The organism is Streptomyces sp. NPDC058291 (assembly GCF_042880855.1).
In the GTDB taxonomy this organism is placed as follows: Bacteria; Actinomycetota; Actinomycetes; order Streptomycetales; family Streptomycetaceae; genus Streptomyces.
The window spans coordinates 5,468-19,226 of record NZ_JBHVYK010000012.1; the positions used below are offsets into that span (position 1 = coordinate 5,468).

A 13,759-nucleotide genomic window follows, 5' to 3' on the forward strand; every position below is an offset into this window, starting at 1 on the left:
CGGCCGGCCCCGCCTCCGACGTTCTCAGCCCTGCCGTTCGATCCCCGCCGCCGGGCTCTCCGCCGCCGGGCTCTCCCCCGGCGCGTTCTCCCCCGGCGGGTGCTGGGCTGACGGCCGGCCCCGCCTCCGACGTTCTCAGCCCTGCCGTTCGATCCCCGCCGCCGGGTTCTCCGCCGCCGGGTTCTCCGCCGCCGGGTTCTCCCAGGCCGGGTTCTCCCAGGCCGGGTCCACAGGGACGTTCCAGGCGCGCAGCATGGACAGGATCTCCGCCCGGGTCTTGGGCCAGGCGAACCGGAAGGCGCGGTCGAGTGTCTCCGCGCTCTCCATGAGGAATTCGAGAAAAGTGAAATAGGCCGTGTCCACCAGGCGGCCCTCGGGGTCCTCCTCAAGTCCCTCGACGAACGCGAAGCAGCGCGACAGGAAGTCCTCCGCGTTCGCGTCCATCTCGGGGGACTCCATGAGGGGTTGGAACAGAGGGTGGGCCAGCACCTCCGACAGCAGCGTCCCCGGGTGGGTGTTGACCTGCTCCCAGTGGGTCACCTCGGACATCCGCAAGCCGTGTCGCTCGGCCGCCTTCTCGAAGTGGGGCTCCACCTCCGGGAGAAGCCGCAGGAGCTGCGGGACCAATTCGTCGGAGGAGATGCCTCGCATATGAACTACCCCTTCGTGACGGGCGGGATCAGCGCCACCGGGCGGTCGCCCGGTGGCCTTCGTGCAGTGATCCTCGCGGGTCCCAGAAGTCGGGTCACGGGAGTCGCCGGGTGAAAAGGCTGCCCTGGGCGGTGATCACGGTGTTCGGCGCGGTCCCGGCGGCGGCGTGGCGCAGGCCGTACCAGAGGACCGCCTGGTTGGAGGTGATGACCGGAACGCCCAGTTCCTGTTCCAGCGGGACGACCGCGGCACGGGAGGGGAAGCCGCTGCCGGGCACCAGGACGCCGTCCGGCCGCGGGTGGTCCGGGACGTGGAACGCCTTGACGACCTGCTGGTACACCTCGACGGGGTCGATCGTCCAGTGGGCTCCCTCGTCGAAGGCGTTGTAGCGGGCGACGCCGTCCCACCGCGGGCCCAGCTCGAACTGGACCAACCTGGTCTCCCCCACGCCGACCTCACCCAGGTACTCCTCCGTGGCGCGGAACGTCGGCTCGGTGAACCAGGGCGGCATGACCAGCAGCGGCCGTCGCACGTCGGACGCCCGCAGTGCGGCCGTGATGGCCGTCGCCGCCGTGTACACGGGTACGCCGTGGGCGTGCGCGGCGGCCGCCGCGACGAACTCGGCGTCGAAGGCCGGCCCTCCGAAGAAGCTGCTCGACCCGAAGCAGAGCGCGACGCTGTGCGCGCCCAGCCGGCCCAGCTGATCCAGCCCGCGCACGACGTCGGGCGCGTTCGCGAGGGCGGCGGCGGGGCTGCCGACGTACTCGGTGTCGGCCGGCCGGGGGCACTCGAAGCGGGCGGTGTGCACCGAGACGCCCTCGGGGGCCATGCGCCAGATCTCGGTCTCGGGCACGGGATCGTTGTGGATGACGAGGATGCCCAGTCGGGCGGCGGCCGCGGTCACCGGCATTCACCCGCCGTCGCCGGAGCCGGGGCGCCGTCCGCCGACGCGGTCTCCCGGTGCGCCGCGCTCTCCGCGGCCGGCGCGAAACCGAGCCACGCGAGCGTCGCCCCGGCCACCGCGATCCCGCCGGCCAGCAGGAACCCGGTACGGAACGCCCCGTCGCCCGGATCCGTGCCCAGGACGAGGATGAGAGCCGCCACGCCGAGGGCGCCTCCCGCGTACTGGGTGGTGGTCATCAGCGCACCGGCGACGCCCTGGTTGCGGTCGTCGACGTCACGGGTGCCGCCGACGAACATCGACGTGTAGATCATGCCGTGGCCGAGCCCGCTGACGACCAGGCCCGGCAGCATCGCCGCGGCGTAGCCGTGGTGACGGGCCGACAGGCCCAGCAGCACGAGCCCGGCCGCGCCGACCGCGAACGCCAGCGTCAGGCAGCGCCGCACGCCGAGGGCGCCGAGGAGCTTTCCGGCGATCATGTTCCCCAAGGTGATGCACGCGGCGAGCGGGAGGAACGCGATGCCGGCGGCGAGCGGCGCGTAACCGCGGCCGTCCTGCAGCAGCAGCGTCACCAGGTAGAACTCGACGCCGGCCACGCTCGCCATGTACAGCGCGGAGGAGCAGCAGCCCATGAGCAGGCTGCGGGTGCGCCGCAGCACCGGGTCGACCAGCGGTCGTGCGCTGCCGCGCTCGCGCAGGGCGAACAGCACCAGCAGCACGGCCCCGGCGAGGAAGCTGGCCAGCGTCAACGGATCGGTCCAGCCGATGTCGGCGGCCAGGGTGAGGCCGAGGACCGAGACGAGGACCAGGGCCGTGCACAGCACCGCGTTGAGCACGTTGAGCGCGGCGGTGCGGCCCCGCTCGGTCCTCCCCGGCAGGAAGCGGGGCGCGGCCAGCGCGCACAGCACGGCGAAGGGCAGGTTCACGAAGAACGTCCAGCGCCAGGAGACGGTGGTCAGCAGGCCGCCGATGACCACGCCCGCGGCCAGTCCGCTGGCGCCGACCGTGCCCCACACCGCCAGCGCCCGGGTGCGTTCCCGCCCGGCCGGGAACGTGGTGTTCACCAGGGCCAGGATCGACGGCTGGAGGGCGGCCGCGGCGACGCCCTGGGCGCCGCGGGCGACCAGCAGCAGCGCGGCGTTCGCCGCGAGGCCGCCCAGCAGCGAGGCGACTCCGAAGATCACCAGCGCGGCCATGAACAGGGTGCGGGCGCCGAGCCGGTCCCCGACCCGGCCGCCGACGATCAGGAAGCCCGCGAAGAACACGGAGTAGGCGCTGACGACCCACTGCATGGCGCTGCCGGACAGCGACAGGTCGGAGCCGATGTCGGGCAGGGCGACGAAGATGACGGAGAAGTCCAGCGCGATGAGGAACTGGGCAGCGGAGAGGGTGATGAGGCCGCCGACGGGACTGCGGGACGCCGTCGGCGCAGAGGGTGGAGTCGGAAGGGACATGGTGAGGTGACCGCCTGGTTCTCTAGTTTCGGGTCCGCTTTTCGCAGGTGGGAGGCCGGTCAGGAAGACGCCGGGACCGGGGTCCGGACCGAGATCGGGGCGGGGGCCGCCACCTGGCCCGGGGCCGACCCCGGGGCCGATCCCGGCCCCGCCTTCGAGGCCCGGTCGGTGATGGCGGGTGAGGTCGGCGGGTGGGTGAGCGCCCGGTCCAGCGCGCCGACCGTGTCCGTCACCGGTTCGGCGCCCGCCTCGGCCAGTTGGCGCGCCGTGGCGACGCCGTAGGAGACGCCGATCGCGCGCATGCCGGCCGCCGTCGCCATCCGCATGTCGTCCACGGCGTCGCCGACGACCACGCACCGCTCCGGTGCCACGCCGACGGACCGGGCCGCGAGCAGCGCCAGGTCGGGGTGAGGCTTGCCGCGCGGGGCCATGCCGTGGCAGACGACGGCGTCGAACGCGTCGGCGAGACCGGCGGGTTCGAGGAGTTCCTCGGCACTGGACCTGATCTTGCTGGTGCAGATCGCGATCTTCCGGCCCTCCTCCCGCAGCCGGCTCAGCAGCTCCGGCACTCCGGGGAAGACGAGTTCGGCGGCCCGGGGGACGACCTCCGCACGGAACTGTTCCCGGAACCGGGCGACCGCCTCGGTCACCTCCGGATGCCCCTCGGGCAGACCCGTGAGCTCGGCGAAGACGATCCCGAGGGGCTTGCCGACGGTGGCGCGCACCCGGTCCCCCGGGACGTCCGGGCGGCCGATGCCCTCCAGCACCCGCTGCAGCACGCCGGCGATGGCGCCCGGCGTGTCCAGCAGGGTGCCGTCGAGGTCGAAGAGGACGGCGGCGGGTCGGTCGTGCGTCGTCGTCATGAGCGCGCTCCGGCCTGCTCGGCGAGTTCGAGGGCGACCTGGGCGGCGAACTCCCCGGCGAGGGCGGCGGTGGAGAGCAGCACGGACCGGTTGGCGGCCGAGGTGCGGCCCTGGGTCGCCGTCGAGATCGCCTTCAGCAGGTAGGGCGTGATCGCGGGACCGGTGACGCCGGCGGCCTGCGCCTGGGCGGTGGCGTCGGCGAGGGCCGCCTCGATGTCGGCGGACGGGATGCCGTCCTCGTCTTGGATCGGGTGGGTGACCAGTGCGGCGGTGGCGTTTCCGGTCCGCCAGTGGGCGAGGGTGACGGCGGCGATCTCGCGCAGGTCGTCCAGCCGGTGCGGGTTGGGCACGCCGCTGCTGACGCTGAGGTAGGCCGGGAAGTCGTCGCAGCGGTAGCCGATCACGGGGATGCCCGCCGTCTCCAGCCACTCCAGGGTCCACGCGGGATGCAGCATCGACTTGGCGCCGGCACACACCACCGCGACCCGGCTGCGGGTGAACTGCGTCAGGTCGGCGGAGATGTCGAAGGTGTGCGGGGCGTCCCGGTGCACGCCGCCGATGCCCGCGACGGCGAAGACCGCGATCCCGGCCAGCTCGGCCGCCACCAGGGAGGACGACACGGTGGTGGCGCCGCGGCCGCCGCGCGCCAGGGTGATGGCCATGTCCCGGGTGCTGACCTTCGGCACGGCCGGGTCGCTGGCGAAGAGTTCGAGCTGTTCCTTGCTCATGCCCACGCGGATCCGGCCGTCGAGGAGCGCGATCCGGGCGGGGACGGCGCCGGCCGTGCGGACCGCCGCGTCGATGTCGAGCGCCAGGTCGAGGTTGGCCGGGTAGGGCAGGCCGTGCGGGATGGCCGAGGATTCCAGGGCGACGACGGGCCGGCCCTCGTGCAGGGCCTCGGACACCTCTTCGTCGACGTCGAGCAGGGCGGGATCGGCGGCGAGCGCCGCGGGGGTCACGTTCATGGGGACTCCTCAGCGATTCAGGGCGGGCGACGGGACGGCTTCGGACGCCAGCGAACCGCCGGACACGGTGCCGGTTCCTTCCAGGAACCGCGGGTGCGACGTGCGCATGGACGTCATCACGAAGTCGTAGGGAAGGTCGTCGAAGGCGCCGTGGTCCTTCAGGAACTCCATGGCGGCGCCGCTGCCGTGCGGGTGGTAGAGGCTGTCGGCCCGCCCGTCGAACTCCAGGGGCGCCATGCCGTACAGCCGGCAGAGCAGCTTGTTGAAGACGGGGGTGGCCTTCACCCAGCGGCCGTCCAGGTGGATCTGGGTGAGGCCGTGGAAGAAGACGTCGCCGCCGATGTGCTCGATCAGGCGGGGTGAGGCGAGGTGGTTGCGGACGTCGCCGTACACCAGCCGGGACGGGATGCCCAGGGCCCGCACGGCGGCGGCGAACAGCGCCGACTTGTGCAGGCAGAAGCCGGATCGGGCGGTGGCCGTGCGGGAGGCCTTCAGGCCGTCGCGGGACAGGTCGGCGCCGTACACCTCGTAGTGGACGGTGTCGCGGACCGCGTAGTACAGCTTGACGGCGTTGGCACGGCGGTCGGCGAGGCGGTCGTCGACGACCTCGTCGATGAAGGTCTGCACGGCCTCGGACTCGTAGTCGAGGAACTCGGTCGGAGCGGTGAGACTGCTGGGCACGTCGGTCATGGACTCGTTCCCTGGTCTGAGGCCCGGTCAGAGGCCGAGCAGGCTGGCGATCCGGGTGCGCTGGATCTCGCTGGTCCCGGAGTAGACGGTTCCGGCGACCGAGTCGCGCAGGGCGCGCTCGACCCCGTGTGCGGTGAGCACCCCCCGTCCGCCGTGGATGCGGACCGCGTCGAGGGCGTTCTGGACGTTCGCCTCCGACACGACGGTCTTGGTGGCGGCGAGGTCGACGGCGGCGTCCTGACCGGACTCCACCTTCGCCCCGGTGTCGTGCAGCCACTTCCGGGCGGTCTCGGTGCGGATCTTCATGTCGGCGATCTTGTGTGAGATCGCCTGGTACTTGCCGATGGGGCGGCCGAACTGGGTCCGGTCCCTGGCGAAGCGGATGGTCTCCGCCAGTCGGCGGGTCATCTCGCCGAGCGTGATGGAGAAGGAGAAGAGGACCTCGCGCTTCATGACGTGGTCGAGCACGAGGAACCCGGCCCCGTCCCCGCCGACCCGCTGGGAGACGGGGACCCGCAGCTCCTCGAAGGCCAGGGTGCCGACCGGGCTGGTGCGCAGCCCGATCTTGTCCATGGCCGGCCCCACCACCAGACCGGGCGTCCCGGCCTCGACCAGCAGACAGGTGAGGCCGAAGGGGCCCGGAGGACCGGTGCGGACGTACAGCAGGAAGAGGTCGGCCACCGGAGCGTTGGTGATGAACATCTTCCCGCCGTTGACGACGTAGTGGTCGCCGTCGCGCACCGCGGTGGTGGAGATGTTCATCGCGTCGGAGCCGCCGGACTCCTCGGTGATGGCGTGCGCCGTGATCGCGTCGCCGGAGAGGATCGCCGGCAGGTGACGCCGCTTCAGGTCGTCGTCGCCGAACTGCTGGAGCGGCACCCCCACGGACACGATCTGGGTGGAGGCCGAGAAGGACAGGCCGGAGTCGCGCGACACGCGGCCCAGTCCTTCCAGAGCCAGCATGGTGTCGGTCAGGGACCGGCCGTGCCCGCCGTAGACGGGGTCGAAGGGGGTGCGCAGGATCCCGGACTCCTGGACGGCCGACCACTTGTCCCGGGGGAACTCGGCCCCGCTGTCCAGTTCGTCGAGATCTGCGTTGAGCCTGTCGGCCCAGGGGGCCATCAGCTGGGAGAGTGCGGGTTTCGCTGGTTGATCGGACAACGCTGTACTCCTCGAAGCGAAGCGGACTGCACCGGCCGGCGGGCAGCGGGTCAGTACTGGGAGAAGCCGTCCTCTGACAGGGTGTGCCGCTCGTTGCCGACGATCGGCGGGTTGAAGACCGAGACCAGGTGCAGGTCCTCGTAGTCGGAGGCGACGAGGTAGTGCGGGTCGTGCTCGTTGAGGACGTAGATCGTGCCGGGGAGGATCTTGTGCCGGGTGCCGTCCTTCTCGACGACCTCGCCGGAGCCCTCGACGCAGTAGCAGGCCTCCAGGTGGTCGCGGTACTGCAGGGCGCTGGTGGTGCCCTGGCGCACCAGGGTCACGGCGAACGCGAAGCCCATCCGGTCCGCCTCGACCAGGAGGCGGTGGCTGGTGCCGTTGCCCCACTCGACGGGAACGACGTCGTCGACGCTGCGGGTGAACACAGGAGTACTCCTCAGGTGGTGTTGGTACGAGGTGGTGGGGTGTGAAGTGGTGGGGTGTGAAGTGGTGGGGTGGTCGTGGGGGCGGTGAGTCGTGGAGTGGTGAGAGGGGTGGGTGAGGCTGGCGGTCAGGCCGCGACGGACGCGGAGTGCGCGTCGATCAGCTCGGTGATCGCGGCGATGGTCCGGAAGTCGTCGGGTGTGATCGCCATGCCGTCCAGCGGCAGCCGGTAGGCGGTCGCGATGTGCGACACCAGCCGGACCAGGCCGAGGCTGTCGATCACTCCGGAGGCGACGATGTCGAAGTCGTCGGTGAGGTCCGAGGCGTCCTCACCCGCCAGGAACTCGGTGGCTATGAAGTCACGGATCTCGTTCGCGGTCGCGGCCCTCCCGGCCGTCTTCGCGGTCTCCGCGGTCTCCGCGGTCTCTTGGGCGCTCATGCGGTGGAGGTCTCCTTCATGCGGTCGGTTCGGATCCGGTTGCGGTCGGGCTTGCCCGTGGACGTGCGGGGCAGCGGCTGGTCGGTGATGTGGACGGACGACGGGATGGCGTGCCGGGGCAGCCGGTCGCCGGCGTGGGCGCGCAGGCCGAGCCCGGTCAGCGCGGCGGCCGGGCGCCGGGTCACCCTGGCGTGCAGCCGCACCCCCGCCTGCTCGTCGGGCAGCGCCACGACCACCGCCTCGGCCACGGCGGGGTGGGTCGCGATGACGGCCTCGACCTCCTGCAGGTTGGTGCGGATGCCGCGCACCTTGACCTGCCAGTCGGCACGGCCCTCGAGGTGGATCAGGCCGTCCGAGGACCGGGTGACGAGATCGCCGGTCCGGTAGTAGGGACGGCCGTCTATCTCCGTGAACGCCCGCTGGTTCAGCGATCGTTGGAGATAGCCGTCGGTCTGGAACGGAGTCGACACCAGCAGCTCGCCGCCGCCCGGGCCGTCCAGCGGCACCCCGTCGGCGCCGGCGATCAGCGCGCGCACCCCGGGCAGCGGGCGGCCGATCGGCAACCGGTGCGGGACCTGGGCGCGGGACACCTCGTGGACGAACGAGTCGTTGGTCTCGGTGCAGCCGAACACGTTGTGGAGCGTGGCCTCGGGGAACGCCTCGAACACCGGGGGCAGCAGGTCGGCGGGCATCGCCTCACCCGTGAAGACGGCCTGGCGGACCGTCGGATAGACGCCGCCGGCGTCCCGGGCGAGCAGCCGGTGCAGCATGGGGACGCCCTGGACGAAGGTGACGCCCCGCCCCGCCACCATGTCCCGCAGGTGCCGGGCGTCCGCCGCCTGTTCCTTGCCGACGAGGACGACCTGGGCGCCGAGCCGCAGGAACGTCCACACGTCGAGCAGCGCCAGGTCGAAGTTGAGGGGTGCGTAGGACAGGGCGACGTCGTCGCCGGTGAGGTGGAAGGCGTCGGCGGCCCAGTCGGCGAAGGCGGTGAAGCCGTCGACGGGAACGGGCACGATCTTCGGGGTCCCGGTGGAGCCGGACGTGGTGAGCAGCAGCCGGGTGCGGGCCGGGTCGGGGGCCGCGAACCCCGCCGCCTCCGACTCGTCCGGAGCGATGCGCTCGGCCGACACGACACCGTGCCCGTCCGCGCCGAGCTGGTGGGAGGCCCGGGCCTGCCGGCTCAGCCGGGCTCGCGCCTCGGCGCCGAGGTCGGGCGAGGGGACGAGCGCCACCAGTCCCGTGCGGAACACGGCCAGGAGCAGCGCGACGGTCTCCGGCGTCTTGTGCGCAGGAACGCACACCGTGGCGCCCGGGGCGATGCCCATGCGCTCCAGCTGGTCGCCGAACGCCCGTGTGAGGACGTCCAGTTGCCGGTAGGTGACGCTCCGGTGGCAGCAGGACAACGCCACCCGGTCGGCGTGTTTCTCACGGTGCGCGCCGACGGCGTCGGCGAGTTGCGGTGACGGCATGGACTACCCCCGGACGGTGGGACGAGGACTCGGCTCGCTTCGGCGGCCCCGCTGTCGGGCCCGGTGCCGAGCGCTGATCACGGGACTCACTGTGCGAAGCGGGCCGGGGGTGTCTCAAGTGCCGTCCCGCATCCTCATCAGGTCCGGGAAAGTCCGTCAGGTCGCCTCGTGTCAGGCGGAGTCCGCGGCCGTGGCGATGGCCGGCCCACCTCCGCGCGGCCGCTCCCGTCCCGTCCGTCCGGTGTGTCGCGGCCGCCGATGGTGGTCCGGCCACCACCGCGCCGCCCCGACAGGGTTCCCGCCGCACCTCGTCCGGACGGCAGGCGACTGGGCAGGGTGGGACCCGTCAGAGGTCAGCGGCGAGAGGCAGGCAAGGACCATGAGCACGACCATGAGCACAGCCGTCTTCAGCGGCCCCTGGGCGGACCCCGGCTGGGCGGACGTGCACCAGCCGGCCGACGTCGTCGCGGAGCTGTCCGCCGCCCTGTTCCCCCGGGCGCTGCGCAGGAAGGACCAGCGCTGGTGGGCCGAGCAGTACGTGCGCGGTCTGCTCGCCGCCGACGGCCGCAAGTCGGTGCGCCGGATCGCCTCCGCGGTCGGCGGCGGCGCGGCCGAGCAGAGCCTGCACCACCTCATCGCCGCCTCCACCTGGTCCTGGTCGCCGATGCGCGAGGCGCTGGCCGGCCGCCTCCAGGACGCCATGACGCCGTCGGCCTGGGTGGTCCAGCCGATGACCATCCCCAAGGTCGGCGAGCACTCGGTCGGCGTCGGCCGGTCCGCGGTGCCCCGCCCCGGCCGGCCCGACAACGGTCAGCAGGCGTTCGGGCTCTGGTTCGCCTCCGAGCGGTCCAGCGCTCCGGTCAACTGGCGGCTGCACCTGCCCGGCGGCTGGATCCGCGATCCGGAGCGGCGGCGCCGGGCCGACATCCCCGACGACGTGGTCGAGGAGACGCTGGAGGAGTGCGCGGCGGCGGTCGTGCGGTCCACGCTCGCCTGGCGGGTGCCGCGCCGACCCGTGGTGCTGGGCGCGGCGGGCCCGGACCTGGGCGCGACGGCACGGCGGTACCGCGCCGCCGGGGTGCCGCTGCTGGTGAGGGTCTCCGGCGCCACCGCCCTGACCGTGCGCGAGCCGTCGCTGCCCGGCTTCGGCGCGGGCCCGCTGAGCGCGGAGCGCATCGCCGACTCGGTCCGGGCGCTGCGCCGACCGGTGCGCTGGGCCGACCCGCTGAGCGGCCCGGCGGCCGTGCGCAGTTCGCTGGTGGTGGGCGTTCCGGTGGCCCTGCCCGGGGCGGCCGGCGCGGGCGACGGACGGCCGGGGCTGCTGCTCGGCGAGTGGGTCGATCCGCGCCGGCCGCCGACCGAGTTCTGGCTCACCGACCTGGACCGCACCGCGGTGCCGGTCCTGCTGAGACTGGCCAAACTGGCACGACGGGTGACCCGGGACTGCACCACCGCGGGCCGGGAGGTCGGGCTGCAGGACTTCGTGGGCCGGTCGTTCAAGGGCTGGCACCGGCACACCACGCTGGCCTCGGTCGCCTACGCCGCGCGGACGCTCGCCGACGCGGACTACGGCGTGTTCGGCGCCCAGGAGGCGCGCAGCGCCTGACCGGGCGGCCGTGCGCCGTCGCCGAGACCGTCCGCCAGCAGGTGCCGGGTGCGATGCAGCCGGAGCGCCAGCTGCACCTCCAGGGCCTGAGCCGGCTCCTGCCAGTGCGGACCCAGCAGGTCCGTGATCCGTTCCAGCCGCCGTGAGACGGTGTTCGGGTGCACGTGCAGCAGCTCGGCCGCCCGCGTGGGACTGCTGCCGGAGGCGAAGTACGACTCCAGGGTCCGCAGCAGCTCCGTCGACTGCTGGTGGTCGTACTCCAGCACCGGCCCGATCGCCGAGCCGACGAACCGCGTAACGTCCTGCTTCTCCGACAACAGCAGCCCCAGGAAGCCCAGTTCCCGGGGCGACGCCGTACCGCCCGTGCCGTCCAGCACGGTCAGCGCGTCCAGGCACCGCTGGGCCTCGCGGTAGACGTGCCGGACGTCGTCGGGCGCGCCGGTCGGCCCGGCCGCGCCCCCGGTGACCGGATGCCCGAGCACGGCCGACAGCTCCCGCTGCACGGTCCGCGCCGCGCCGGCCGGCTCGTCCCCCGGCAGCAGGAACACGATGTGGCCGCCGTCGACGTACTTGAGCCCCGACAGCCGGTGCGCGTACGACGCCGCCCAGGCGTTGGCCCGGCTCTGCGAACCGCCCTCGGGACGGACCACGACGACGACGTGCGGCTCGCCCAGGTCGACCGCGAGGCGACGGCCCCTGGCCGCGAGCTGCCCCGGCGGCAGCTGGGAGACATGGAGCAGATCGTGCAGCAGCTCGTCCCTGACCTGCCCCTCGGCCACCGCCGAACTGCGCTGCATCAGCAGCTGGACGGCGACGGCCTGGGCGACCAGGCCCAGCAGTTGCTCCTGTTCCTCGGACGGGGTGCGCGCGTTGCGCAGCACGAGGGTCCCGAGGCTCTCCGTACCGCCGGTGACCGGGCACGCCGACAGCACGCCGCCCGCCCCGTCGTCGCACCGGACGAGACCGCCGACGGCCTGCGCGTCCAGGCAGATCCGGTCGATCAGCTCGTCGTCCACGTCGGCCAGGTCGGCCAGGTCGGCCACCTGGGCCACGTGGTCCGCGTGGTCCGCGCTGTCCGGCGCGTCCCCATTTCCTGACATGTCCACGCCGTCTACGCGGGTTGACCCGGGACCTGAAAAAACAGCCGGGAAGCCCGCCGTGTGCGCGAGGTCCTCGCTGACGGTGTCCCGCACCAGCAGCGATCCGCCCAGGTCGGCGGCCGCCCGCTCCGCGAGCGCGGTCAGCTCGCCGCCGCCCAGCGCCAGGTCGATCAGACCTCGGTGGACGCTGTGCAGCCTGCGCACGCTGGCGGAGGAGTCCATGGCCTGCGAGACGTCGCCCGCCAGCGCCGCGACCTCGGTCCGGGTCTGCTCCAGCAGCCGGGTCCGCTCGAGGGCGACGGCCGCCAGGTCGGCCAGCGAGGTCATCAGCGAGATCTCATTGGGCAGGAAGTGACGGATGTTGCGGTCCGCGACGTAGAGCACGCCCAGGGTCGAGTGCTCGTGACGCAACGGGACGGCCATGATGGCCCGCAGCCCCTCGGAGCGCACCACATGGTCGATGGCCTCGTTGTGGACGAAGCTCTCGTCCTGCAGGTAGTCCGGCGTCCAGAAGGGCGCGGACCGCTGCCGCGCGTGCCGGCCGACCCCGCCGCCGCTCGGCACCCCGAACCCGACGGTGATCGACGAGGCGTGTCCGTCGGCGGCCCGGACGAGGGACGCCCCGTCCTCACCGGGCAGGCTCACCCACGACATGTCCAGGCCCATCAACAGCCGGGCCCTGCGCGTGATGACGGCCAGCAGGCTGTCCAGGTTGTACCGCTGCGTCAGGTCACGCGCGGTGTCCACCAGCGCCGAAAGGCCGGCCTCGCGCTGCTGGCGACGCGCGAAAAGCTGCCTGACCTCCAGGGAACGGTTCTTCGCGGCGACGATCCCCGCCAGATCGGCCTCGGAGGCTCCCTCCTCGGCGGCCTGCCGGACCAGCTCCTGGAAGTGCTCGGCGGGCGCCTCCCGTGCCAGCAGGTCGAGCATGGCAAGCGCGTACCCGTCGAGCGGTCCTCCAGCAGTCGGCACGCTGCGGCTCCCCCCGAGCAAATGTGCGGATCGATGGAAAGCTAAATCGAATTTCGCGTACCGGTCAACAACTTCCCGGCCGAACAAGGGGCGTAAGGCCAGTTCACGCCCCTTGACGGTGGCGCGATCACCTCCTCGGCGCCCCAGTGCTGTCGTCGGAGCACCTTCCGTCACCCCGCCCCACCCGTCACGCTCAGCACTACGGGCATCGCACAGGGCGACGCCGCCCAGCCGACCGGAACAGGTGAGAACTCATGCCGTACACATCGCAGGTGCAGGACTATCGGCGTTCGCTGGAGCGCAGCCGCCAGTCCCTCTGCCGTGTGGACCGACCCTCCGTCTTCCCCCTGGCCGGACGGCAATGGGACCTCCTGGACGGCGTGTTCGCGCCGGTGTACTCGCCCTCGACCGGCGTCGCCCTGGACTTCCTCGGGCTCGGCGAGCCCGGCGACGGCCGCACGCACCACGGCTCGTTCCTGGAGATCGGCAGCGGCACGGGCGTCATCGCGGTGACCGCCGCACTGGCCGGCCACGGCCCGGTCGTCGCCTCGGACATCAACCCGCGGGCGGTGCGCAACACGGCCGTCAACGCCCGCCGCCACGGCATGGCCGACCGGGTCAGAAGCGTGCAGGGCGACCTGTTCTCCGGACTCGACGCCGACGAGCGCTTCGACACCGTCTTCTGGAGCTCGAACTACGTCCTCGGTCCCGACCAGTACCGCTACGAGTCGGACCACGAACGCGCCTACGTCGACGCAGGATACCGGTCGCACCGCCGCTACCTGGAGCAGGCGCCCCTACGGACGACGCCCGGCGGCCGGGCCCTGCTGCACTTCAGCAGCCGGGGCGACTACCCCTACCTGACCCGGATAGCCGCCGAGACCGGCCGCGAACTGCGCGTGCTGACCGCCTGCCCGATCCGGGAAGGGGAGTACGGCGACGACCTGGTCGAGCACCTGCTCCTCCAGATCCTCCCCACCGCCTGACCGGCTGTCCCCGGGCGGGGACGCCGACATGGACCACCGCGCCCCGCCCCCGGCACAGCCGCCCCCGGACCAACAG

At 72.7% G+C, this 13,759-nt stretch carries 13 protein-coding genes; 2 read left to right on the plus strand and 11 right to left on the minus strand.

Translation table 11 applies throughout. The annotated features are described in order from the left end of the window. Positions 1-135 precede the first annotated feature (135 nt). From ACFVYK_RS08565 to ACFVYK_RS08610, 10 genes are all read right to left on the minus strand, one after another. Positions 136-651, minus strand: coding sequence for a hypothetical protein (locus ACFVYK_RS08565; protein WP_389770244.1), 516 nt, complete (start codon positions 649-651; stop codon positions 136-138). 94 nt (positions 652-745) lie between these two features. Next, entirely contained in the window at positions 746-1,561 is an 816-nt protein-coding gene (locus tag ACFVYK_RS08570; protein ID WP_389770246.1) for a hypothetical protein, read from the minus strand. Beyond that, positions 1,552-3,006, minus strand: a complete 1,455-nt coding sequence (locus ACFVYK_RS08575; RefSeq protein ID WP_389770248.1) for an MFS transporter — start codon at positions 3,004-3,006, stop codon at positions 1,552-1,554. The genes ACFVYK_RS08570 and ACFVYK_RS08575 overlap by 10 nt, the downstream gene beginning before the upstream one ends. A gap of 59 nt (positions 3,007-3,065) precedes the next feature. Continuing rightward, complete coding sequence (locus ACFVYK_RS08580; protein ID WP_389770250.1) at positions 3,066-3,869, minus strand: HAD family hydrolase; 804 nt, start codon at positions 3,867-3,869, stop codon at positions 3,066-3,068. Continuing rightward, positions 3,866-4,834 (minus strand): pseudouridine-5'-phosphate glycosidase, encoded by a 969-nt coding sequence (locus ACFVYK_RS08585; RefSeq protein ID WP_389770252.1) that lies wholly within the window; start codon positions 4,832-4,834, stop codon positions 3,866-3,868. The genes ACFVYK_RS08580 and ACFVYK_RS08585 overlap by 4 nt, the downstream gene beginning before the upstream one ends. A 9-nt stretch (positions 4,835-4,843) precedes the next feature. Beyond that, entirely contained in the window at positions 4,844-5,524 is a 681-nt protein-coding gene (locus tag ACFVYK_RS08590; RefSeq protein ID WP_389770254.1) for a transglutaminase family protein, read from the minus strand. 27 nt (positions 5,525-5,551) lie between these two features. Continuing rightward, complete coding sequence (locus ACFVYK_RS08595) at positions 5,552-6,646, minus strand: acyl-CoA dehydrogenase family protein (protein ID WP_389770466.1); 1,095 nt, start codon at positions 6,644-6,646, stop codon at positions 5,552-5,554. 89 nt (positions 6,647-6,735) lie between these two features. Beyond that, positions 6,736-7,110 carry an ectoine synthase gene (locus tag ACFVYK_RS08600; protein ID WP_389770256.1) on the minus strand — a complete coding sequence of 125 codons (375 nt, stop codon included), beginning with the start codon at positions 7,108-7,110 and terminating at the stop codon, positions 6,736-6,738. A gap of 125 nt (positions 7,111-7,235) precedes the next feature. Continuing rightward, positions 7,236-7,547 (minus strand): acyl carrier protein, encoded by a 312-nt coding sequence (locus ACFVYK_RS08605; RefSeq protein ID WP_389770258.1) that lies wholly within the window; start codon positions 7,545-7,547, stop codon positions 7,236-7,238. Beyond that, positions 7,544-9,019 (minus strand): AMP-binding protein, encoded by a 1,476-nt coding sequence (locus tag ACFVYK_RS08610; RefSeq protein WP_389770260.1) that lies wholly within the window; start codon positions 9,017-9,019, stop codon positions 7,544-7,546. Before ACFVYK_RS08610 ends, ACFVYK_RS08605 begins: the two co-directional genes overlap by 4 nt. A 391-nt stretch (positions 9,020-9,410) precedes the next feature. Between ACFVYK_RS08610 and ACFVYK_RS08615 the strand changes: the two genes are divergently transcribed. Further along, complete coding sequence (locus tag ACFVYK_RS08615; RefSeq protein ID WP_389770262.1) at positions 9,411-10,625, plus strand: IS701 family transposase; 1,215 nt, start codon at positions 9,411-9,413, stop codon at positions 10,623-10,625. On the opposite strand, the gene ACFVYK_RS08620 is transcribed toward ACFVYK_RS08615, so the two are convergent. Further along, the gene (locus tag ACFVYK_RS08620) at positions 10,586-12,697 is read right to left on the minus strand and encodes a helix-turn-helix domain-containing protein (protein ID WP_389770264.1); all 2,112 of its coding nucleotides are present in this window, start codon (positions 12,695-12,697) and stop codon (positions 10,586-10,588) included. The genes ACFVYK_RS08615 and ACFVYK_RS08620 overlap by 40 nt on opposite strands. A 254-nt stretch (positions 12,698-12,951) precedes the next feature. On the opposite strand from ACFVYK_RS08620, the gene ACFVYK_RS08625 reads away from it, so the two are divergent. Then, the gene (locus ACFVYK_RS08625; protein WP_389770266.1) at positions 12,952-13,683 is read left to right on the plus strand and encodes a methyltransferase domain-containing protein; all 732 of its coding nucleotides are present in this window, start codon (positions 12,952-12,954) and stop codon (positions 13,681-13,683) included. The last annotated feature ends 76 nt before the right edge of the window (positions 13,684-13,759 follow it).